This window comes from Streptomyces sp. NPDC055506 (genome assembly GCF_053643595.1).
Map to the genome: position 1 here is coordinate 1 of NZ_JBSHKH010000139.1, position 21,507 is coordinate 21,507.

The window sequence follows — 21,507 nt, forward strand, 5'->3', positions numbered from 1 at the left end:
GTCGTCCGGGTGCCGGGGTCGTGCGGGTGCCCCGTGACACCCGCACGGCCCGGGTCGGCGATCGGGCTACAGGTTGCCGCGGCGGGCCTGCTCCCGCTCGATCGCCTCGAACAGGGCCTTGAAGTTGCCCTTGCCGAAGCCCATCGAGCCGTGGCGCTCGATGATCTCGAAGAAGACGGTCGGACGGTCCTGGACCGGCTTGGTGAAGATCTGCAGCAGATAGCCGTCCTCGTCGCGGTCGGCGAGGATCTTCAGCTCGCGCAGGGTGTCGATCGGGACGCGCGTCTCGCCGACCCACTCCCCCAGCGTGTCGTAGTAGGAGTCGGGGGTGTTGAGGAACTCGACGCCGGCCGCGCGCATCGTGCGGACCGTCTCGACGATGTCGCCCGTGTTGAGCGCGATGTGCTGCACGCCCGCGCCGCCGTAGAACTCCAGATACTCGTCGATCTGGGACTTCTTCTTGGCGATGGCCGGCTCGTTGATCGGGAACTTGACCTTGAGCGTGCCGTCGGCGACGACCTTCGACATCAGCGCGCTGTACTCGGTGGCGATGTCGTCGCCCACGAACTCCTTCATGTTCGTGAAGCCCATCACCTTGTTGTAGAAGCCGACCCACTCGTTCATCCGGCCGAGCTCGACGTTGCCGACGCAGTGGTCGATCGCCTGGAAGGTGCGCTGCGCGGGCGGTTCGACCATCGGCTGGGCCGCCACATAGCCGGGCAGGTAGGGGCCGTCGTAGCCGGAGCGCTCGACGAGGGTGTGGCGGGTCTCGCCGTAGGTGGCGATGGCGGCCAGGACGACCGTGCCGTGCTCGTCCTTCCGCTCGTACGGCTCGGTGACCGAGCGGGCGCCGTGCTCGAGCGCGTAGGCGTAGGCGGCGCGCGCGTCCGGCACCTCGATGGCGAGGTCGACGACGCCGTCGCCGTGCTCGGCCACGTGCCGGGCGAGGAAGCGGCCCCAGTCGCTCGTGGGCTTGATGACCGAGGTGAGGACGAAGCGGGCGGAGCCGTTCTCCAGGACGTACGCAGCGGTCTCGCGGTTGCCGTTCTCCGGTCCGGAGTAGGCGACCAGCTTCATGCCGAAGGCGGTGGAGTAGTAGTGCGCCGCCTGCTTGGCGTTGCCCACGGCGAAGACGACCGCGTCCATTCCCTTGACCGGGAAGGGGTCGGCCTGCCGGGCGGTGTCGGGAGTGTGGTGTGTGGTCTGCGTCATAGCCGCAGGGTCTCCCCGCTCGGCAAGGTGCGCAATAGTTTGCGTTTCCGCTGGGCAATCTGTTCAGCAATACGGCCGTGGCATCGGCCCTTCTGTACAGGATGACCATCTCGGGAGGCTGCTGTGGCGATCGATCATCTGGACGGCCGGATCATCCTGCTGCTGGCCCGGGAGCCACGGATCGGGGTGCTGGAGATGTCCCGGCGGCTGGGAGTGGCCCGGGGCACGGCGCAGGCCCGCCTCGACCGGCTTCAGTCGAACGGAGTCATCCGAGGCTTCGGTCCGCAGGTGGATCCGGCGGCGCTCGGCTACCCGGTCACGGCGTTCGCGACGCTCCAGATCCGGCAGGGCCAAGGGCCCGACGTACGGGCCCACTTGGCGACGGTGCCGGAGGTGCTGGAGCTGCACACCACCACCGGCAGCGGGGACATGATGTGCCGCCTCGTTGCCCGGTCCAACGCCGATCTCCAGCGTGTGATCGACCGGGTCGTCGGTTTTGATGGCATCGTCCGGGCCTCCACGGCGATCGTCATGGAGAACCCCGTTCCGCTGCGGATCATCCCGCTGGTGGAGCAGGCAGCGGAGGAGACCTGAGTCATGGGGTGAGCGCGTTTGAACCCTCCCTCAACTGAAACCGAGGGATTCCTGGCTCAGGAAGCCTTCCCGGTCAGCGACCGGAAAGGTCTTGCTCCTTCAACACCAGCCGGGACGGAACCTGCCCGGTTCGGTACTGCAAGCAGAGGAGGTGCTGTGCTGGCTTGGTTCTCGCCGAGCACCGTGTGCGCGCTTGGCTCTCGCAACGCACGCTCCGCACCTTACCCGTTCGGGTGGGCGGTATTTCGCTGTTTGGGTGAAATCACGTTTCCTGGAGGTTCCAGGTGAACTTCTTGGAGTATCTGGGCACCCGGAAAGAGCAGCTGCTCACGGACGCCTACCAGCACGCGAGCGTCGTCTTCCAGTGCATGGTCGTGGCGACCCTGATCGGGGTGCTGATCGGCGTCGTCTCCTACAGCAGCGAGTGGGCCGGGAACCTCGCGACCACGACCACCGCGACCATCCTGACCGTCCCGGCGCTGGCCCTGATCGGTCTGCTCATCCCGATCGTGGGTCTCGGCGTGCCCCCCACGGTGATCGCCCTGACGCTGTACGGGCTGCTGCCCGTCGTCCGCAACGCCATCGTCGGCCTGCGCGGGGTCGACCCGTCGCTGGTGGACGCGGCCACGGGCATCGGGATGTCCCGGTCGGCCCGGCTGCTGCGGATCGAGCTGCCGCTGGCCTGGCCGCCGATCCTGACCGGGATCCGGGTCTCCACCCAGATGCTGATGGGCATCGCGGCCATCGCGGCGTACGCGTCAGGGCCCGGCCTCGGCAACGTCATCTTCCGCGGCCTCGCCTCGCTGGGCAGCGCGAACGCGCTCAACCAGGTCCTCGCGGGCACGCTCGGCATCATCGTCCTGGCGCTGCTGTTCGACGCCGCGTACGTCCTGATCGGACGGCTGACCATTCCCAGGGGGATCGGTGCCTGAGTCCGGCGACCACGGGGCCTCCATCGAACTGGAGAGCCTGACCAAGCGGTTCCCCGGCAGTGCGCAGCCGGCCGTGGACAACGTGAGCATGGAGATCAAGGCGGGCGAGGTCGTCGTCTTCGTCGGCCCCTCGGGCTGCGGTAAGTCGACCACGCTCAAGATGATCAACAGGTTGATCGAGCCGACCGGCGGCCGGATCCGCATCGGCGGTGAGGACGTCACCGACATGGACCCGGTCAAGCTGCGCCGCAAGGTCGGCTACGCCATCCAGTCGGCCGGTCTCTTCCCGCACATGACGGTCGCGCAGAACATCGCCCTGGTGCCGAAGATGATCGGCTGGCCGAAGAACCGGATCAAGGAGCGGACCGAGGAACTCCTCGACCTGGTGGGCCTCGACCCGGGCGAGTTCCACGGCCGCTACCCGCGCCAGCTGTCGGGCGGTCAGCAGCAGCGCGTGGGCGTGGCCCGGGCCCTCGCCGCCGATCCCCCGGTGCTGCTGATGGACGAGCCGTTCGGGGCGGTGGACCCGATCACCCGCGACCATCTCCAGGACGAGCTGATCCGGCTGCAGCACGAGCTGCACAAGACGATCGTCTTCGTCACCCATGACTTCGACGAGGCGATCAAGATCGGCGACCGGATCGCCGTCCTGCGCGAGCGGTCCCACATCGCGCAGTTCGACACCCCGGAGGCCATCCTCACCAACCCGGCGGACGACTTCGTGTCCGGGTTCGTGGGCGCCGGGGCGGCGCTGAAGCGGCTGAACCTCACCCGCGTACGGGACGTGGAGGTCACCGACTACCCGACCGTCACGATCGACGACCCGTTGCAGCAGATCTTCAACCGGCTGCGGGCCGGCGGCACCAACGAGGTTCTGCTGCTCGACCGGCGCGGCCGGCCCTACAAGTGGCTGAGGCGCGGCGACCTGATGCGGGCCCGGGGCTCGCTGGCCCGGGCCGGGACGCTGGTGCACGACACGGTCACCCGGGACGCGACCCTCAGGGACGCGCTGGAGGCGGTACTCACCGACAGCGCGGGGCGGGTGGCGGTGACCGGGCGGCACGGCGAGTACACGGGCGTCGTCGACATGGAGACCCTCATCAACTCCGTGCACGACCTGCTGGAGGCCGACCGGCTCGACGCGCTGGAGCACCAGCACGAACTGGAGTCGCTGCGGGCCTCGCAGACGCACGCGGAGCAGGAGGGCGGCGGGACCGTCACGGGCGTGGGCCTCGGCGGGGAGCGGAAGGCGTGACCGCGCCCGAGGTGAAGGACGTTCCCTCCGGGCCGGCGGCCGAGGAGAAGGCCGGGGTCCCCCGCACGCCGCCGGCTCCCCCGCGCATCGGCTGGCAGAAGCTGACCGTCCTGCCCGCCGCCCTGGTGGCCCTGCTGCTCGCCACCTACCTCTGGTTCCAGCAAGCCGACCTGGACGCGCTCTCCCGGAACGCCCTGTCGGGCGGCCAGGTCTCCAAGGCCCTGTGGCAGCACATCCAGCTGACCGTGATCTCCACGTTCTTCGTGCTGATCATCGCCATCCCGCTGGGCATCCTGCTGACCCGCCGGGCGTTCAGCAGGGCCACGCCGGTGGCGATGGCGTTCGCCAACATGGGCCAGGCGACCCCGGCGATCGGCCTGCTGGCGCTCCTCGTCATCTGGCTGGGCATCGGCCGCAGGGCCGCCCTCATCGGCATGATCATCTACGCCATCCTGCCGGTGCTGTCGAACACGATCACCGGCCTCAAGGCGAACGACCCGACCCTGCTGGAGGCGGCGCGCGGCATCGGCATGTCCCCGCTGGGCGTGCTGCGCCGGGTCGAGCTGCCGCTGGCCGTCCCGCTGATCCTCGCGGGGGTCCGTACGGCCCTCGTCCTGAACGTCGGTACGGCGACCCTGGCGGTCTTCGGCGGGGGCGGCGGGCTCGGCGTACTGATCACGACCGGCATCACCAACCAGCGGATGCCGGTGCTGGTGCTGGGTTCGATCCTCACGGTCGCGCTGGCGCTGCTGGTGGACTGGCTGGCGTCGATCGCGGAGCTGTTGCTGCGGCCGCGGGGGTTGCAGTCATGAGGGGGTTGGTGGGGGCGGTGGTGCTGGTGACGACGGTGTCCGGCTGTGGGCTGACCAGTGGGTCCCCCATGACCGATGACGTGAAGCCGGGCTCGATCGGCCGGGGTGAGCCGCTGAAGGGGGCGCAGCTGACGGTGACGTCGAAGTCGTTCACCGAGCAGCTGATCCTGGGCTCGATCATGGGCATCGCGTTCGAGGCGGCCGGCGCGGAGGTGATCGACCGCACCGGCATCCAGGGCTCGATCGGCAGCCGCGAGGCCGTCCGCAAGGGCGACGCGGACGCCGGGTACGAGTACACGGGCACGGCCTGGATCACGTACCTGGGCAACAGCAAGCCCATCCCCGACCCGCGCGAGCAGTGGGAGGCGGTGCGCAAGGACGACGCCCGCAACGGGGTGACCTGGCTGCGGCCCGCGGAGCTCAACAACACGTACGCGCTGGCGATGAACCAGGAGAACGCGAAGAAGTACGGCACGAAGACCCTGTCGGACGTGGCGAAACTCGCGAAGTCCGACCCCGGGGCGGCGTCGCTGTGCGTGGAGGTGGAGTTCGCCAACCGGGCGGACGGGCTGCCGGGCATGCAGAAGGCGTACGGCATGGACGTACCGGCCCGGGACATCACGCAGATGGACACCGGGATCATCTACACCCAGGCGGCGAAGGGGAGTTGCACCTACGGGGAGGTGTACACCACCGACGGGCGCATCAACTCGATGAACCTCGCCGTGATGGACGACGACAAGAGGTTCTTCCCCAACTACAACGCCGCGCCGATGATCAACACGAAGACGCTGAAGGAGTGGCCGGCGATCGCGGAGGTGCTTGATCCGGTCACGGCGAAGCTGGACAACGCGGTGGCGCGGGAGCTGAACGCGAAGGTGGATGTGGACGGGGAGGATCCGCATCAGGTGGCGTTGGACTGGATGGTGGAGGAGGGGTTTGTGAGGGAGGGGTGATCACGAGCGGGGCGGACATGAGTTGCAAAGAAACCCTTGCAAGGATTCCTTTGCAAGGATAGCTTTGCATCATGCCCGAACCCCAGAACCCTCAAGTGCGGCAGCTCGACGCCCGCTCCCTGCGCGGACTCGCACACCCCCTGCGGATGCAGCTGCTGGACGCCCTGCGCTTCGGCGGCCCGGCCACGGCCTCCCAACTGGCCGACAAGTTGGGCGAGTCCAGCGGAGCCACCAGCTACCACCTGCGCCAGCTCGCCGAGTACGGCTTCGTCGAGGACGCCCCCGAGCGGGGCAAGGGGCGCGAGCGCTGGTGGCAGGCAGTGCACCACGGCCTGCGCTTCGACGACGCCCTGCTCAGCGACTCGGATCCGGCCGTACGCGGGGCTGCGGACCTGTACCTCCACGAGGTCGCCACCACGCAGACCCGGGAACTGGCGACATGGCTGGGCAACCGTGACTCATGGCCCGAGGAGTGGAGCGACGCCTGGGACATGAGCAGCGCCACGCTGCGACTGACACCCGAGCTGACGCGTGAGCTCGTCGAGAAGATGCACGCGCTGATCGACTCCTACCGCGATCGCACACCCACCGAGGACACCCCCGGCGCCGAGCAGGTCCGCTTCCACACCCACGCCTTCCCGATCAGGACGGACTGAGATGAACCCCGACATCCACCTCGCCCTGCACCACGCCCGCGCCGCCGAGCTCCGAGCCGAGGCCGGGGCCCCGAGGCCCGTCCGAGCCGGGCAGGGGCACCATCTCCGTGCCCGTCTCGGCTGGACTCTCGTAGAGGTCGGGCTGCGGCTCGCCACCCGGCCGGGGACGGCAGCGGCCGTCCACTAGCAACTCGGCACTGAGCCCTTCCCCGTCTCCAGGGCCACCAGGGAACTCACCGTGCTCTTCAGCGTGGTCACCGGAATCAGCCGAAGGCCCTTCGGCAGCTCGGCCCGCGCATCCCCGCACTCCGCCTTCGGGACGAGGAACACCGTCGCGCCATCACGCTTCGCCGCCTGCGTCTTGAGGGCGACACCCCCCACCGCACCGATCGTGCCGTCCGCGGCGATCGTGCCCGTACCGGCGATGACGCGGCCCCCCGTGAGGTCCCCGCCGCTGCCGTCGCCGTCGAGCTTGTCGATGATCCCCAGGGAGAAGAGCAGCCCCGCGCTGGGCCCGCCCACGTCGGCGAGCTTCAGGCTCACCTTGACGTCCTTGGCGTTCAGACCGAGGTAGCCCAGCGCGGCCTGCGTCGCCGCGTCCTGGGACTCCTTCATCTGCTCCTCGTTGTGCCGCTCGATCTCCTTGACGCTGTCCCCGTTCGGATAGACGGCGTCGCGCGGCATGACCGCCTGGTCGGTGCGGAACCAGCTGTCGATGACGTCGGGGAGCGAGACACGGGTGTCGGGGGAGGTCGCCTCGATGGTCGTCATACGCAGCTGCCCGCGGGTGTCCCGGGCCGGTGCGCCCGAGATGGTGATCACCTCGGCGCCCTTGTTCTCCCCGAGCACGTTCGCCGTCATCCCCGGCTGCGCCACCGAGAACGGCAGTGGCGCGAACGCCGCCGTGGCGAACAGGGCGGCGACGGGCAGGGCACAGACGGCGATGGCCCGGGGGCGCGTGAGACGAGAGAACACGGGATCAATCTAACTCGGGGGCGGGATCCGGCCCGGATCAGGTCGTGCGGACCCTGTCCGTCGTCCGGACCCTGTCCGGGGACAGGGCAGAGGTCAGCGCAACGCCTCGGCGACCTCCCGCGCCGCCTCGACGACCCGCTCCCCCACCCGCTCGGGCACCACGTCCGCCAGCATGACCACGCCCACGCTGCCCTCGACGCCCGTCACGCCCAGCAGCGGCGCCGCCGCCCCGCAGGCGCCCGCCTCCAGTTCCCCGTGCGTGAGGGTGTAGCCCGGGTCCGCCATCGGGTGCTGCCGGGCCGCGAGGATCGCCTTGCCGGCGGCGCCCCGGTCCAGGGGATGACGGAACCCGGCGCGATAGGCGACGTGATAGTCGGTCCAGGTCGGCTCCACAACGGCCACGGCGAGCGCGTCCGCCCCGTCGACCAGGGTCAGGTGCGCCGTGGCGCCGATGTCCTCGGCCAGCGACCGCAGCGCCGGCATCGCGGCCTCCCGTACCAGCGGATGGACCTGCCGCCCCAGACCGAGCACGCCGAGCCCGACACGGGCACGTCCGCCCAGGTCACGGCGTATGAGGGCATGTTGTTCCAGTGTGGCGAGCAACCGGTACACCACGGTCCGGTTCACGCCCAGCCGGACGGAGAGCTCGGTCACGGTCAGCCCGTGGTCCGTGTCGGCGAGCAGCTTGAGGACCCGCAGTCCTCTGTCGAGCGTCTGGGAGGTCTCCGCGGTCACGACGCCCACTCCTTAGTGGTGAGGTCGGCGGCCCTCTGGCGGCTGGTGCGTCACCGAGTCCCGTCGGCAACGCGCTTCAGAGGCCGCCGATCGGCCGGCGGCCCGGCCTGTCCGGACCGCGTCGCTTCACGGCTGCGCTCCGCGGCGGCTCTGCCACGGGGCGTGTGCGTAGCCGGACAGTAGCGGGGTGGGTTCGCTGAGCGGAAGGCTCCGTCCAGAATCCGGGCACAGCCCAGGGGCAACTGGCTCCCTTTGCCCTCATACGCGCATCAGGAGCCTCGCGTCGCCCCACCGGGCACACACGACACCCGCACATCCGGAACCTGGCGTGGCGATGCCGGCGAGGGCGTCACTTCATCCGGGTCGCCCACTCCTGCACCTTGGCGATCCGCTGCCGCAGCTGCCCCGGCGTCGCCTCCGCCGCCGGAGGCCCCCCGCACACGCGCCGCAGCTCGGTGTGGATCACCCCGTGCGGCTTGCCGCTCTGGTGGACGTACGCGCCGACCAGCCCGTTGAGCTGCCGCCGCAGCTCCATCATCTCCTTGTGGGAGACCACCGGCCGCCGCTCGGCGGGCACTTCGAGCAGGTCGGCCTCCTCGTCCGGCTTCTTGCGGCTGTGCGCGATCTGCCGGGCCTGCCGCTTCTGGAGCAGCAGCTGGACCTGGTCGGGCTCGAGCAGCCCCGGGATCCCGAGGTAGTCCTGCTCCTCCTCGCTGCCCGGGTGGGCCTGCATGCCGAACTCGGCGCCGTTGTACATGACCCGGTCGAAGACGGCCTCGGACTCCAGCGCCTCGAAGGAGAACTGCTCCTGCTCGCCGGTGTCCTCGTCCTGCTCCCTGTTCGCCTCGTCCATCTCCTTCTCGGACTCGGCGTAGGGGTCCTCTTCACCCTGCTTCTTGGGCTTGTCGAGGACGTGGTCGCGCTCGCGCTCCATCTCGTTGGCGAAGGAGAGCAGGTCGGGCACGGTCGGCAGGAACACGGAGGCCGTCTCGCCGCGGCGCCGGGACCGCACGAAACGCCCGACGGCCTGGGCGAAGAAGAGGGGCGTCGAGATGGTGGTGGCGTAGACGCCCACCGCGAGCCGCGGCACGTCGACACCCTCGGACACCATGCGCACCGCGACCATCCACCGGTCGGTGCTCGCACTGAAGTCGTCGATGTTCTTCGAGGCGCCGGTGTCGTCGGAGAGCACGACCGTGGCCTTGCTGCCGGTGATCTCGCGGATCAGCTTGGCGTACGCACGCGCGGAGTCCTGGTCCGCGGCGATGACGAGCGCACCCGCGTCCGGAATGGCCTTCCGCACCTCGGTCAGCCGCTGGTCGGCGGCGCGCAGCACGGCGGGCATCCACTCGCCGCGCGGGTCGAGGGCGGTACGCCAGGCCTGGCTGATGGCGTCCTTGGTCATCGGCTCGCCCAGCCGCGCCGCGATCTCGTCACCGGCTTTGGTGCGCCAGCGCATGTTGCCGCTGTAGGAGAGGAAGATGACGGGCCGCACGACGTTGTCGGCGAGGGCGTTGCCGTAGCCGTAGGTGTAGTCGGCGGCGGACCGCCGGATCCCGTCGTTCCCCTCCTCGTACGTCACGAAGGGGATGGGGTTGGTGTCGGACCGGAAGGGCGTACCGGTCAGGGCGAGCCGGCGAGTGGCGGGCTCGAAGGCCTCCAGGCAGGCCTCGCCCCACGACTTGCTGTCACCGGCATGGTGGATCTCGTCGAGGATGACGAGGGTCTTGCGCTGCTCGACCCGGTTGCGGTGCAGCATGGGCCGCACACCGACACCGGCGTACGTCACGGCGATCCCGTGGTAGTCCTTGGCGAGCGGCCCCGCGCTGTACTCGGGATCCAGCTTGATGCCGATCCGCGCGGCCGCCTCCGCCCACTGCTTCTTGAGGTGCTCGGTGGGCGCGACGACGGTGACCTGCTGGACGACGTGGTGGTGCAGCATCCAGGAGGCCAGCGTCAGCGCGAAGGTCGTCTTGCCGGCGCCGGGGGTGGCGACCGCCAGGAAGTCCCGCGGCTGCTCCTGGATGTACTTCTCCATCGCGCCCTGCTGCCAGGCGCGCAGCTTGCTGGCGGTACCCCAGGGGGCGCGGCCGGGGAACGCCGGGGACAGGTGGTGCGAGGCAGAGCTTGTGCCGGCGGTGGTAGTCACGGTCTCCGTAAGGGGGTCGGGCGGCTCGTCCAAGCGAGCCAAACGGCTCGGCTACGTATGACAACCGGGCCACCCTACCGGCGGCCCGCCCCCGTCAACGCCCGGACAACCCCGGACCACCCAAGGGTGGGATCCACGTCACAGCTCCCTCAACCGCCCCGCGATGACGGAGATGTCGCTCTCGTCCCCGGAGGCCACATCGATGACCAGGTCGTACGCGGCATCTTGGTCGCAGCCGGTGAGGTCGACGCCGTTGACACCGAGGAACGTCGCGGCGGCCAGCCAGGCCGTGCGCTTGTTCCCGTCGACGAGGGGATGGTTCGTCGCGATGGCGTGCAGCAGCGCGGCAGCCTGTTCGTGCAGGTCCTCGTAGGCCGCCGTGCCGAACATCCGGGCGCGCGGGCGGTGCACGGCGGAGACCAGCAGTCCGGTCTCCCGGACCTCGGGGGCGGGCCCGTCGCCCCGCCCGCCGAAGGCGATGCGGGCGATCGCCGTGACCTCCGCGACGGTGAGGTGCCTGGTCTGCCCGGTCTGACTGCTCTGGCTGCTCTGGCTGCTCTGGCTGCTCTGGCTGGTCATTCGCCGAGCCTCCGCAGCAGATCGGCGTGCGCGCCGGCGAGCGACTCCGCCGTGCCCCGCACCGTCGACGACTCCCGCGCCAGCCGGTGCAGTACGGCATCCAGCGCGATGTCCTCGGGGAGACGGCCGGTGGCGTCCGCGAGGTCGTCGAGCTCGCGCCGGACGTCCGGCGGGAGGGGGATGGTGAAGTCCGTCATGCCGGTGACGATAGGGAGCGTTCCGGGGAACCGGCGAACTCTTTACGACCCGCCCCGGCCCCAACAACCCACGAGGCGAGGGGTGCTCACCGCTCCCGCAGCCGCGTCGTCACCCAGGCCCCCACCAACGCCACCCCGGCCATCGGCAGGAACACCGCCGCGAAGGCGGCCGGATGGGAGCCGGAGGTGTGTGCGGCCGTGTGGGTCACCGTGCCTCCGCCGAGGGCGGCGAAGGCGGCTCCTCCGGCGGACAGGAGGACGACGTTGGAGAGGCCGTCGGAGATCTGCAGGGCGGCGGAGTTGGATCCTGCTTCCGACGGGGCCGAGAGCTGGAGCAGGAGCACGCTCGTGGAGGAGATGACGAGCCCCATGCCGAGACAGCCGAAGGCCCAGGCGACGGCCAGGGTCCAGACGGGCACGGAGTCGATCAGGACGCTCGGCGCCGTGGCGATGGCCGCCGCCACCAGCAGCATTCCGACGGTCGTCAACCGCTCCCGGTACGGCTCGAACCGCGACCGCGACTGCACCCACGAGCCCAGCGCCCACGTCCCGCCGCCCGCGGCGAGCGAGAACCCGGCCAGTGTCGGACTGAGCCCGCGCTGGGTCACGAGCATCAGCGGCACGAAGGACTCCGCGGCGACGAAGGACCCCGCGGCGACACCGCGCAGCAGCACTACGGAGGGCAATCCGCGGGCAGCACGGTAGGTACCCCTCGGCAACAGCCCGAGCACGGCGGGCACCAGCAGGGCCACGCCCACGACACCGGGCAGGAGCGAGAGGGGGCGCAGGTCCTGGGCGGCGTACTGGAGCAGCCCGGCACCGAGGGAGATGGCCAGGGCGAGACGAATACGCCGACGGTCGAAGGACTTCGAGACCGCCTCCCCGACCGGACCGGCGGCCCGGCGCCGTATCTGCGGCACCGCGAGCGCCAGCGGGAAGACGACGAGTAGGGGAATCCCGACGAACACCCATCGCCAGCCCAGCTGTTCCGTCACCGTGCCGGCGGCGAGCGGACCGACGATCGACGGTACGACCCAGCTCGCGGCGAACGCCGCCATGATCGCCGGCCGCAGCCGCTCCGGATAGGCCCGCCCGACGACGACGTACAGCGCGACGATCACCAGCCCGCCGCCGAGCCCCTGCACGGCCCGCCCCAGGATGAACAGCCACATCACCCCGGCGGTCCCCGACAGCAGCAGCCCGGCCCCGAAGGATGAGATGCCGACCGCCAACGGCCCGAGGGGCCCACGCCGGTCGGACCACTGCCCCGCGAGCACCATCCCGAACAGACTGGTCGTGAAGTACCCGGAGAACGCGAACGCGTACAGCGACACCCCGTCCAGCTCCCGCGCCGCGACCGGCATCGCCGTCCCCACGGCCGTCGCCTCGAAGGCGATGAGCAGCACGACGGAGACGATCCCGACGCTCAACGCCCGGTACGCCCGCCCCAGCACGGTCTCCTCCACCTCGGAAACCGACGGGACGGCGGCGTCTACGACCTCTGGGTCACTCGACTTGGGGACGGTCATGCCCGCCAGCGTAAGTTCCACAGGGCGGGTTGACCCCTGTCGCGAGACGGCCAACCACCCCGACCTTGGTCGTACGACCCTGGCCCGACCCGCGCTCTGTGAACGCCGTATGGCAGTCCCATTGCGACACACTCGATGCCCTTGAGCACCGCTTCCCCACCGACCTACTGTCAGGACATCGAGTTGGAACACGGCCGTGTGCCGAACCGTTCCCCCTCGACCCGGCCGTGTGCCCGAGTGGTTCAGGGGCTCGCCTGCAAAGCGAGTTACGTGGGTTCGAATCCCGCCACGGCCTCCACAGCGTCACCCGGCGTCCGGAAGCGGCTCCTGGCCGGCCTCCTCGTCGGCCTTTCGCCAAGCCCGGCGGGCGTTCTCCGTGCGTACGGCGTCCAGCCACCGCCACAGGCCGATCTCCTCGAGTCTCAGGCCGGGGCAGGCGATCCGGTGCGGTACCCGGCACACGGCACCGGGCGCGGGCTCGTCCGCGCGGCTGTTCCAGGCCGTTCCGTTGGAGTCCACGTACCAGCGGTGCCAGGCGGGCACCATGTGTGCCGGCACCGGCATGTCCGGTTCGAGGAGGACGTGCCAGCCGTAATAGGTGACACGCCGATCACCGACGAGCCCACAGTTGGGGCAGACGGGCGGGGCGGGCGGCTCGGGCCCTGTGGCGCCTTCCATCGCGGCCTGGGCCCGGTCGGTCTTCTCCCACGGCTGCGGCACGCCCGGCGGCGCCTGCCGGTGTCCGTCGGGGTCGTGTAACGGGATGATGCTCGGCTCAGCTGTATCCCCCATAAGACCGAGCATCAGGGGGTGTTCGGGACCGGGGTAGGGCGCAATCAGGGCGCAACGGGAGCAGTCGGGTGGGGCAAGGCGCAGGTCACCGCTCCGCTGCCCGGTCCCGTGCTTGACCCTGACGCACGGGCAACCGTTCCTATTCAGTGAGCAGGAGTGAGTGTTGTACCCATTCCTGGTCGCTGCGGACATCCCGAACGGTTTTGGATGTCCTGGTCGCCCGCGTACGGCCCGCGTCCGGCGGCACGGATCGTGTCCGTGGTCCGGGAACGCGGGGGCGGGCTCCCTCACGCCCGAGGGTGTCCGGTCGGGCCTGGACGGTCCGATGCCCGTGCGCATCGCTCTGGTGTGCACGGGGCGGTGCCGTCCGTCGCCGGATCGGATGCCCCTGGGCGCGCCTGCCGATCGCGATGCTCGCGGCATCGTGCCGGCTGGTCTTGCGGGTGGGGGTTGCGAGTGGTTTCTGCCAGTGCTGGGCGCCCCATTTCGAGGTGTAGGCGGGGTCGACGGCGATGATGCTGATGCCACTCTGGTCGGCCATCGAGGTCAGCCGGGCCCGCAGCCTGCCGGTGGGCATGCCCGAGATGAGCTGCCGGAAGCGGCGCTTGCGGCCGTGCTTCTCTCTGGTTTTCTCGGCCTGGAAGTCGAGGTCTTCGACCGCGATGGCTGTGACGCGGCAGGACTTGGCCCAGTTCAGCAGCCGGGTCAGGGCGTGCCGGACCTGGGCGTCACGATGGCTGGTGCTGCCGGACAGGTCGTAGAAGAACCGGCGGGGACGGCCGATGGGGTTGCCGTGGGTGTCGAGGCGCCATGCGGCCAGGTGGTCGGCGTTGGTGTCGACACCGATCACACCGTGGGCGAGGGCGGCTTCCATCGGGGCCGTCCTCGTCGGCGGGATCTGCCAGGACGCCGTGACATACCAGCGGCCGCGCTGCACGTCGTGGTGGATGCGGTAGGCCACCGCCCGGTTGGCCTCGACGCGGTCGGCCCACTCCAGCCCCGGTGAAGGAAGCGCACCTTCGCGGCGAGGACGTACCGGCCGTGCCCAGCGTTCGCCAGCGAAGCGAGCGGGGCCGGAAGCTTGATACTGACCTCGCCCTGGGGTGTGATGCGGATCGTCTCGTTGCCGAAGCGTTTGCCGGACTCCCCGTCGGCGGCGAGGAACCAGCGCCCGGCCTCCCAGCGCTGGCGCCATTGGGTCTCGGTGAGGTGTGCGGTGTCGAGGTGGTGGCGGGTGTTGAGTAGACGTTTGCCGCCCCGCACGACATGCACCCGGCCCGCTTCCCGGTCGGCGCGGATGCGGTTCAGCCGGTCTTCGAGGACCTGCAGGCGGCGCGACTTGCTGAACCACTCACGCGCGGAGCGGTAGCCGCCCGGAGCGTGTTTGGTGCCCTTGGCGCCGACCGGGAGCGACAGACGGTGCCGGATCGTGGCGATACCGGCCTCGAGCGACTGGACATGTGCTGCCTGCCCGCGCCGGGCCAGCGCCCACTGGTCGTGGGTGGCCTTCGTGATCGACCCGGCCCACCGCGAGGACGACAAGACCGTCAACTCCCGCTTGCGCGCCGCCCAGGTATCGCTGGAGTGTCCAAGCCCGTCCGCGCAGCGGGCCTTGAGGTCTTTCGACGCCAGCGATCCCAGATGCGCGCCCACCCGCTGGAGCACCTTCTCGTCCTCGGCCGTGAGGTGCTTCAGACGGTCACGCACCGCCACACCGGACGGGCCGAGCGCGACGAACGGCGCCGCCACCTCCCGCAGTCCACTCACCGCCACCACCCTCCCCTCCCAGGCCCGAAGACATCCCGCCGTCACACCCAACGGCCACCACCCAGAAAGGTCACGCATTCGGAACAAGAACTCCAGTTCCCCAGTGCGAGACCCCGCCACGAACAGCCGGATCCTCACTCATGCATGCCAGAACTCACTCATGCGCTGTCATCCGGCAGCAGCTCACAACCCCCTGGCCATTTGTTGCGACGTGACGAGCTGAAGCTCGGCGAAACCGGCGCGTAGCGGTGTTTTCCGGTGGTCGCGGCGCGGGAAGCCGTGTTGCGGAGCAGGTCCGGTCCGCGCATAGTTGCGCTGCGGTAGTCGGCGAACCGGGGGTGGGATGGGCGATGGCCAGGCACGGCGCGGATGAGCATCCCCACGGTGCCGACCGACTGTGCGAGGCCGGGGATCGCGTGTATTCCCGGGCCGTACGGCGGGGCCGTGTGCCGCGCGGGGATGCCGAACCGGTGCCCTGTCTGCTGGAACTCGCCCTGCTGCACCCGGACCCCGACGACATGGACTGGCTGGTGCCGACCTCCCCGCAGGAGGTCATGACCCGGCTGCTGCGCGGGATGTACGACGAGGTGAGCGACAGTCAGCGGCGGGTGGGTTCGGCCGTGGCCGCTGTCGAGTGGTACGCCGGTCTCGGCCGCCGGGTACGGCCGGCCCCGCCCGCGGGCGAGGGCTCGGCGATCCGGGTGCTGGACGGGCTCGCCCGGATCCAGGCCGCGATGGACGAGGCGACCCAGGCGTGCACGACCGAGGTGCTCACGGTCCAGCCCGGCGGCATCCGGCGCGAGGCGGAACTCTCCGAGGGACTGCACCGGGCGATGGCGCTGCGCGGCCGCGGGGTGCGGATGCGGGACCTGTACACGCATGTCGCCCGGCACGGGCAGGGGCTGCTCACGTATCTGGAGCTGATGGGCGACGCGGTGGAGGCCCGCACGCTGGACGAGGTGATCGACCGGCTGATCCTCTTCGACCGGACGGTGGCCTTCGTCCCCGCCAACACCGACCGCACGATGGCCCTTGAGCTGCGGCATCCGGCGCTCATCGAGTACCTGGTCACGGTGTTCGACCGGCTGTGGCGCCTGGCCACCCCGCTGACCGCCCCGCTCCCCGAGACCGGCATCGAGGGCATCTCCCACCGGGAGCAGTCCATCGCGGCCCTGCTGGCGGAGGGCCACCAGGACGCGGTGATCGCGGAACGGCTGGGGATAAGCGTCCGGACGTGCCGGGCCCATATCGCGCGGCTCTCGGAGACGCTGGGGGCGGCGAGCCGTACCCAGCTCGGGGTGCGCATCGCCCAGGCGGGCCTGGACGGCCCGCCGCGCTCGGCGGCGTCCCTCAGGGTTCCCGGTCATCCTGCTGCAGGATCCCCGACTGCGCGATGAGGTAGCCGAGTTGGGCCCGGCTGCCGCTGCCCAGGGCCGAGGCCAGCTTGGCTATGTGCGCACGGCAGGTGCGTACGTTCATGCCCAGCCGGCGGGCGATGGCCTCGTCGACGTGGCCCTCGACCAGGAGCTTGGCAATGGAGTACTGGATGTCCGTGATGCCGCCGCGGGCGGTCTCGTACGGGGTGCCCGTGCTCAGCGGCACCGAGCGGTCCCACAGGTACTCGAAGAGCTTGATGAGGTAGCGGACCAGGCCGGGGTGGCGCAGTTCCAGAGCGACCTGCTGGTCGTCGCGGGCGGGGATGAAGGCGACGGACTCGTCGCAGATGATCAGGCGCTCGACGAGTTCGTCGATGGTGCGGTACTCCGCCTTGCCGTCGGAGAGCTGGGCGGCGTAGGCCAGCTGCTCGGGGTTGTAGTGGGCGGTGTGCTGGTACAGGGTGCGGATGCGCACGCCGCGTTCGATCAGCGGCCTGTCACGCTCCAGCCCGCGCAGCAGGCTGCGCTCGGACATCCGGTCGCTCGGCTGGACGGTGAGCATCTCCGCCTGGCACTGGATGGTGGCCATGTTGAGCGCGGCGTTGATACGTTCGCCGCCTTCGAGCACAGTGATGGCGTCACTGGTGGCGGCCAGCTGGGTACCCAGGGCCATGAACGGCTGAAAGGTCTCCGCGAGGCCGGTTGCCAGACGACGGCGGTCGGCTATCTCCTGCTCCAGCGGGTTGAGCTGCCGGGACAGGGCGACCGCCGGGGGCACCGGCCGCAGCCAGTTGGGGTCGTCCGGATCCGGATGAAGCAGGGCGAACTCCACCAGGCAGGGGGCGGGCTCCGCATCCGCGCGAGCGATGCGTCCGGCGCGCAGTGCGGCGGCATACAGACGGCCGCCCTCCTCGCACCACTCGGTCATCGCGTGGGGATGTGTCGCCTTAGTCGGATTTGCTATCAAATCTCCACCCCCCAGGGTCCTGAACATGCAGGAACATGATGCATCGATTGTGTGGCCATGACGTGCCCGAATGAGCCATCGTCGTACCTGACGGGGGAAAAGGGGACCTTCAAGTGAGGACGAAGCCGACTATGCGTAACAGAATGCTTCGCTCGGTGCTTGTCGCCGCCTTCTCCGCCGTTGTGGCCCTCGGCACCCTGAGTGGCTTCTCCGATGCGAAGGACGATGTTCGGGCGAACAGCAGCTGGCCGTCTGTTGCCGTGAACACCAACGGCGCGAGTAACAGCAGTTGGCCGAGTTCCGGGGCAGCGGAATCCGGGAGCTGACCGTGACCACTCCACCCGACGACCGCTCCTTCCGTCGTGAAATGGCCACCGCCTACCGCTCAGGCTGGCACTTCATCGACCTGGTCACCGCCATCCCCCACAGCGGTGACTCGTTGATGGTGACTGTTTTCGGCGAGCCGGTGGTCGTCACACGGGACGATGACGAGGACGTGCGGGCTTACCGGTGTCTGCGGCGGCCTCGGGGGGCGCCGCAGCCCGTGCGATGTGCCGTACGGTACGGAATGATCTTTGTGAACCTGGACCAAAGGGACCACGAGCAGGTGGACGCCGAGTCTCCTGCCCCGAGGACCATCTCTGCCACCCCCCGCAGTGCCTGACGCGATTCCCCCGTCGTAACAGATCGCTCAGGTGCTTCCCCCCGCAGCGGCGTCACCGTGACCTGAACACGGTGACGCCGCTGCAGTTTTGGGGGACATTTCCTGGAATCGGCCTGGTCACGCGGTGGCCGGAAGCAGTCGATCACCGGTGTGGATTTTCACTCCGCTCAACCTCGCTCACCCGCGCCCCATCGCTCGCGTCAGCTCGATCTCGATGACCACGCGCGCCGGGTTGGGCGACGGGGTTCGGCCGTAACGCTCCGCGTAGCGGCGTTCCGCCTCCGCGACCCGGTCGGGCTCGCCGTGGACGAAGGCCCGGCCCTCCAGCGTCGCCCACCGCTTGCCCTCCATCTGGCAGACGGCGACGGCCGCCCCCCGCTCCCCGGCGGCCAGCACATGGCGCACCTTGGCGCTCGCCTTGTTCGCGATCACCCGAGCCAGACGGGCCTCGGGATCGTATGTGACTCCGACGGGTACCACGTGCGGAGTGCCGTCCGGGCGGGGAGTCGTCAGGGTGCAGACGTGCCGTTCCCGCCAGAAGGCGAGATACGGCTGGTCGGGGGCACTCGGATCGACGGAGTACTTGGTGGCCATGACCCGGAACATAACCCTCGCGCACTCCCGGATCCGGCCTTGAGTGGAATAGACTCAACTTTATGTACGCTGATTGAGTCAGTGCGCTGATCCGGTCAGTGCAAGGAGGAGGAGAACGCGAACGTGGACGCCGAGCTGACCAACCGGAGCCGGGACGCGATCAACGCGGCCAGCAACCGGGCCGTGACCGAGGGGCACCCCGACCTCACCCCCGCCCATCTGCTGCTCTCGCTGCTCCAGGGCCAGGACAACGAGAACATCACCGATCTGCTCGCGGCCGTCGACGCCGACCAGGCGGCCGTACGCGCCGGAGCCGAGCGCGTGCTCGCCGGGCTGCCCAGCGTGACCGGCTCCACCGTGGCGCCGCCCCAGCCCAACCGCGAGATGCTCGCCGTCGTCGCCGACGCGCAGGCCCGCGCGAAGGAGCTCGGGGACGAGTACCTCTCCACGGAGCACCTCCTCGTCGGCATCGCCGCGAAGGGCGGCGCGGCCGGCGAGGTGCTCGCCCAGCAGGGCGCCGACGCCAAGAAGCTCCAGGCCGCCTTCCAGAAGGCGCGGGGGCAGCGCCGGGTGACCACGGCTGACCCCGAGGGCCAGTACAAGGCCCTGGAGAAGTTCGGCACCGACTTCACCGCCGCCGCCCGCGAAGGCAAGCTCGACCCGGTCATCGGGCGGGACCAGGAGATCCGGCGGGTCGTGCAGGTCCTGTCCCGCCGTACGAAGAACAACCCCGTCCTCATCGGTGAGCCCGGGGTCGGCAAGACCGCCGTCGTCGAGGGGCTCGCCCAGCGGATCGTGAAGGGCGATGTGCCCGAGTCCCTGAAGGACAAGCGCCTCGTCGCGCTCGACCTGGGCGCGATGGTCGCCGGGGCGAAGTACCGGGGTGAGTTCGAGGAGCGGCTGAAGACCGTCCTGGCCGAGATCAAGGACTCCGACGGGCAGATCATCACCTTCATCGACGAGCTGCACACCGTCGTCGGGGCCGGTGCGGGCGGCGACTCCGCCATGGACGCCGGGAACATGCTGAAGCCCATGCTGGCGCGCGGTGAGCTGCGCATGGTGGGTGCCACGACCCTCGACGAGTACCGCGAGCGCATCGAGAAGGACCCCGCCCTGGAGCGCCGCTTCCAGCAGGTGCTGGTCGCCGAGCCGACCGTCGAGGACTCCATCGCGATCCTGCGCGGGCTCAAGGGACGGTACGAGGCCCACCACAAGGTGCAGATCGCGGACAGCGCGCTGGTCGCCGCCGCGTCGCTCTCCGACCGGTACATCACCTCCCGCTTCCTGCCCGACAAGGCCATCGACCTGGTCGACGAGGCCGCCTCGCGGCTGCGCATGGAGATCGACTCGTCCCCCGTCGAGATCGACGAACTCCAGCGCGCCGTCGACCGGCTGAAGATGGAGGAGCTGGCGATCGGCAAGGAGACCGACGCCGCCTCCCGCGAGCGCCTGGACAAGCTGCGCCGCGACCTCGCCGACAAGGAGGAGGAGCTGCGCGGCCTCACCGCCCGCTGGGAGAAGGAGAAGCAGTCCCTCAACCGCGTCGGCGAGCTGAAGGAACGCCTCGACGAGGTGCGCGGCCAGGCCGAACGCGCCCAGCGCGACGGCGACTTCGACACCGCCTCCAAGCTGCTCTACGGCGAGATCCCGGCCCTGGAGAAGGAGCTGGAGGCCGCCTCCGAGGCCGAGGAGGAGGTCGCGAAGGACACCATGGTCAAGGAGGAGGTCGGCTCCGACGACATCGCCGACGTCGTCGCCTCCTGGACCGGCATCCCGGCCGGGCGTCTGCTGGAGGGCGAGACGCAGAAGCTGCTGCGCATGGAGGACGAGCTCGGCAAGCGCCTCATCGGGCAGACCGAGGCGGTGCGGGCGGTGTCCGACGCCGTACGACGCTCCCGCGCCGGCATCGCCGACCCCGACCGGCCCACCGGCTCCTTCCTCTTCCTGGGTCCGACGGGTGTGGGCAAGACCGAACTGGCCAAGGCCCTCGCCGACTTCCTCTTCGACGACGAGCGGGCGATGGTCCGCATCGACATGTCGGAGTACGGCGAGAAGCACAGCGTGGCCCGGCTGGTCGGCGCCCCGCCCGGCTACATCGGCTACGAGGAGGGCGGCCAGCTCACCGAGGCGGTGCGCCGCCGCCCGTACTCCGTCGTCCTGCTGGACGAGGTGGAGAAGGCCCACCCCGAGGTCTTCGACATCCTGCTCCAGGTCCTGGACGACGGCCGGCTCACGGACGGCCAGGGCCGCACGGTCGACTTCCGCAACACGATCCTCGTGCTGACGTCGAACCTGGGCAGCCAGTATCTGGTCGACCCGGTGACCAGCGAGCAGGAGAAGAAGGAGCAGGTCCTGGAGGTGGTGCGGACCTCCTTCAAGCCGGAGTTCCTGAACCGCCTGGACGACCTGGTCGTCTTCGCCGCGCTGACCAAGCCGGAGCTGGAGCGGATCGCGAAGCTCCAGCTCGACCGTCTGGCCAAGCGCCTCGCCGAGCGGCGCCTCACGCTCGACATCACGCCCGAGGCCCTGGCCTGGCTCGCCGAGGAGGGCATGGACCCGGCGTACGGCGCCCGCCCGCTGCGGCGCCTCGTGCAGTCCGCGATCGGCGACCGCCTCGCCAAGGAGATCCTCTCCGGCGAGATCAAGGACGGCGACACGGTCCGGGTGGACCGCTTCGAGGAGGGCCTGATCGTGGGCCCGGCGACGGGCAAGACCCTCTGACCGGCCGCTCATGCCCCGGCGACGGCCCGCCCCGCACCTGTGGGG

General features: G+C 70.0%; 21 protein-coding genes, 1 tRNA gene and 1 pseudogene. 12 read left to right on the forward strand and 11 right to left on the reverse strand.

Annotated elements, in window-relative coordinates; genetic code table 11:
- Positions 1-66: 66 nt before the first annotated feature.
- Complete coding sequence (gene hppD, locus ACWIF2_RS34375) at positions 67-1,212, reverse strand: 4-hydroxyphenylpyruvate dioxygenase (protein WP_454364806.1); 1,146 nt, start codon at positions 1,210-1,212, stop codon at positions 67-69.
- Between the two features lie 123 nt (positions 1,213-1,335).
- Here hppD and ACWIF2_RS34380 point away from each other — a divergent pair, with 123 nt between their 5' ends.
- The 7 genes from ACWIF2_RS34380 (at position 1,336) to ACWIF2_RS34410 (ending at position 6,604) form a co-directional block, all read left to right on the forward strand.
- On the forward strand, positions 1,336-1,806 hold the full coding sequence (locus tag ACWIF2_RS34380) for an Lrp/AsnC family transcriptional regulator (protein WP_454364807.1): 471 nt from the start codon (positions 1,336-1,338) through the stop codon (positions 1,804-1,806).
- Positions 1,807-2,090: 284 nt separating this feature from the next.
- On the forward strand, positions 2,091-2,738 hold the full coding sequence (locus ACWIF2_RS34385; protein ID WP_454364808.1) for an ABC transporter permease: 648 nt from the start codon (positions 2,091-2,093) through the stop codon (positions 2,736-2,738).
- Entirely contained in the window at positions 2,731-3,993 is a 1,263-nt protein-coding gene (locus ACWIF2_RS34390) for an ABC transporter ATP-binding protein (RefSeq protein ID WP_454364809.1), read from the forward strand. The genes ACWIF2_RS34385 and ACWIF2_RS34390 overlap by 8 nt, the downstream gene beginning before the upstream one ends.
- Positions 3,990-4,805: an ABC transporter permease gene (locus ACWIF2_RS34395; protein ID WP_454364810.1), complete on the forward strand. Its 816-nt coding sequence runs from the start codon at positions 3,990-3,992 to the stop codon at positions 4,803-4,805. Before ACWIF2_RS34390 ends, ACWIF2_RS34395 begins: the two co-directional genes overlap by 4 nt.
- Positions 4,802-5,761: a glycine betaine ABC transporter substrate-binding protein gene (locus ACWIF2_RS34400; protein WP_454364811.1), complete on the forward strand. Its 960-nt coding sequence runs from the start codon at positions 4,802-4,804 to the stop codon at positions 5,759-5,761. Before ACWIF2_RS34395 ends, ACWIF2_RS34400 begins: the two co-directional genes overlap by 4 nt.
- Positions 5,762-5,832: 71 nt before the next feature.
- Positions 5,833-6,417, forward strand: a complete 585-nt coding sequence (locus tag ACWIF2_RS34405; protein ID WP_454364812.1) for an ArsR/SmtB family transcription factor — start codon at positions 5,833-5,835, stop codon at positions 6,415-6,417.
- Position 6,418: 1 nt separating this feature from the next.
- Entirely contained in the window at positions 6,419-6,604 is a 186-nt protein-coding gene (locus ACWIF2_RS34410; RefSeq protein WP_454364813.1) for a hypothetical protein, read from the forward strand.
- Here the strand turns inward: ACWIF2_RS34410 and ACWIF2_RS34415 are convergent.
- The 6 genes from ACWIF2_RS34415 to ACWIF2_RS34440 all read right to left on the reverse strand — a co-directional run bounded on the left by ACWIF2_RS34415 (position 6,601) and on the right by ACWIF2_RS34440 (position 12,581).
- Complete coding sequence (locus tag ACWIF2_RS34415) at positions 6,601-7,392, reverse strand: S16 family serine protease (RefSeq protein WP_454364814.1); 792 nt, start codon at positions 7,390-7,392, stop codon at positions 6,601-6,603. The genes ACWIF2_RS34410 and ACWIF2_RS34415 overlap by 4 nt on opposite strands.
- Positions 7,393-7,485: 93 nt before the next feature.
- Positions 7,486-8,127: an IclR family transcriptional regulator gene (locus tag ACWIF2_RS34420; RefSeq protein WP_382500238.1), complete on the reverse strand. Its 642-nt coding sequence runs from the start codon at positions 8,125-8,127 to the stop codon at positions 7,486-7,488.
- Between the two features lie 349 nt (positions 8,128-8,476).
- The gene (locus ACWIF2_RS34425) at positions 8,477-10,276 is read right to left on the reverse strand and encodes a DEAD/DEAH box helicase (protein WP_454364815.1); all 1,800 of its coding nucleotides are present in this window, start codon (positions 10,274-10,276) and stop codon (positions 8,477-8,479) included.
- 138 nt (positions 10,277-10,414) lie between these two features.
- Positions 10,415-10,855, reverse strand: coding sequence for a type II toxin-antitoxin system death-on-curing family toxin (locus ACWIF2_RS34430; protein WP_454364816.1), 441 nt, complete (start codon positions 10,853-10,855; stop codon positions 10,415-10,417).
- Positions 10,852-11,052, reverse strand: a complete 201-nt coding sequence (locus ACWIF2_RS34435; RefSeq protein WP_454364817.1) for a hypothetical protein — start codon at positions 11,050-11,052, stop codon at positions 10,852-10,854. The genes ACWIF2_RS34430 and ACWIF2_RS34435 overlap by 4 nt, the downstream gene beginning before the upstream one ends.
- Positions 11,053-11,138: 86 nt before the next feature.
- Positions 11,139-12,581: an MFS transporter gene (locus ACWIF2_RS34440; RefSeq protein WP_454364818.1), complete on the reverse strand. Its 1,443-nt coding sequence runs from the start codon at positions 12,579-12,581 to the stop codon at positions 11,139-11,141.
- 223 nt (positions 12,582-12,804) lie between these two features.
- On the opposite strand from ACWIF2_RS34440, the gene ACWIF2_RS34445 reads away from it, so the two are divergent.
- Positions 12,805-12,879: transfer RNA gene (locus ACWIF2_RS34445), tRNA-Cys, on the forward strand.
- Between the two features lie 5 nt (positions 12,880-12,884).
- Here the strand turns inward: ACWIF2_RS34445 and ACWIF2_RS34450 are convergent.
- Both ACWIF2_RS34450 and ACWIF2_RS34455 read right to left on the reverse strand, forming a co-directional pair.
- Positions 12,885-13,373 carry a DUF6083 domain-containing protein gene (locus tag ACWIF2_RS34450; protein WP_454364819.1) on the reverse strand — a complete coding sequence of 163 codons (489 nt, stop codon included), beginning with the start codon at positions 13,371-13,373 and terminating at the stop codon, positions 12,885-12,887.
- A 139-nt stretch (positions 13,374-13,512) separates the two neighbouring features.
- Positions 13,513-15,140 (reverse strand): annotated as a pseudogene (locus tag ACWIF2_RS34455) (IS200/IS605 family accessory protein TnpB-related protein).
- 350 nt (positions 15,141-15,490) lie between these two features.
- On the opposite strand from ACWIF2_RS34455, the gene ACWIF2_RS34460 reads away from it, so the two are divergent.
- Positions 15,491-16,537: a LuxR C-terminal-related transcriptional regulator gene (locus ACWIF2_RS34460; RefSeq protein ID WP_454364820.1), complete on the forward strand. Its 1,047-nt coding sequence runs from the start codon at positions 15,491-15,493 to the stop codon at positions 16,535-16,537.
- Here the strand turns inward: ACWIF2_RS34460 and ACWIF2_RS34465 are convergent.
- On the reverse strand, positions 16,491-17,444 hold the full coding sequence (locus ACWIF2_RS34465) for a helix-turn-helix transcriptional regulator (protein WP_454364821.1): 954 nt from the start codon (positions 17,442-17,444) through the stop codon (positions 16,491-16,493). The two genes, ACWIF2_RS34460 and ACWIF2_RS34465, sit on opposite strands and share 47 nt — an antisense overlap.
- 182 nt (positions 17,445-17,626) lie before the next feature.
- Between ACWIF2_RS34465 and ACWIF2_RS34470 the strand changes: the two genes are divergently transcribed.
- Both ACWIF2_RS34470 and ACWIF2_RS34475 read left to right on the forward strand, forming a co-directional pair.
- Entirely contained in the window at positions 17,627-17,809 is a 183-nt protein-coding gene (locus tag ACWIF2_RS34470) for a hypothetical protein (RefSeq protein ID WP_370869203.1), read from the forward strand.
- A 2-nt stretch (positions 17,810-17,811) separates the two neighbouring features.
- Positions 17,812-18,147 (forward strand): Rieske (2Fe-2S) protein, encoded by a 336-nt coding sequence (locus ACWIF2_RS34475; protein ID WP_189725667.1) that lies wholly within the window; start codon positions 17,812-17,814, stop codon positions 18,145-18,147.
- A 177-nt stretch (positions 18,148-18,324) separates the two neighbouring features.
- On the opposite strand, the gene ACWIF2_RS34480 is transcribed toward ACWIF2_RS34475, so the two are convergent.
- Positions 18,325-18,741, reverse strand: coding sequence for a pyridoxamine 5'-phosphate oxidase family protein (locus ACWIF2_RS34480; protein WP_454364822.1), 417 nt, complete (start codon positions 18,739-18,741; stop codon positions 18,325-18,327).
- A 123-nt stretch (positions 18,742-18,864) separates the two neighbouring features.
- On the opposite strand from ACWIF2_RS34480, the gene clpB reads away from it, so the two are divergent.
- The gene (clpB, locus tag ACWIF2_RS34485; protein ID WP_454364823.1) at positions 18,865-21,462 is read left to right on the forward strand and encodes an ATP-dependent chaperone ClpB; all 2,598 of its coding nucleotides are present in this window, start codon (positions 18,865-18,867) and stop codon (positions 21,460-21,462) included.
- Positions 21,463-21,507: the final 45 nt, after the last annotated feature.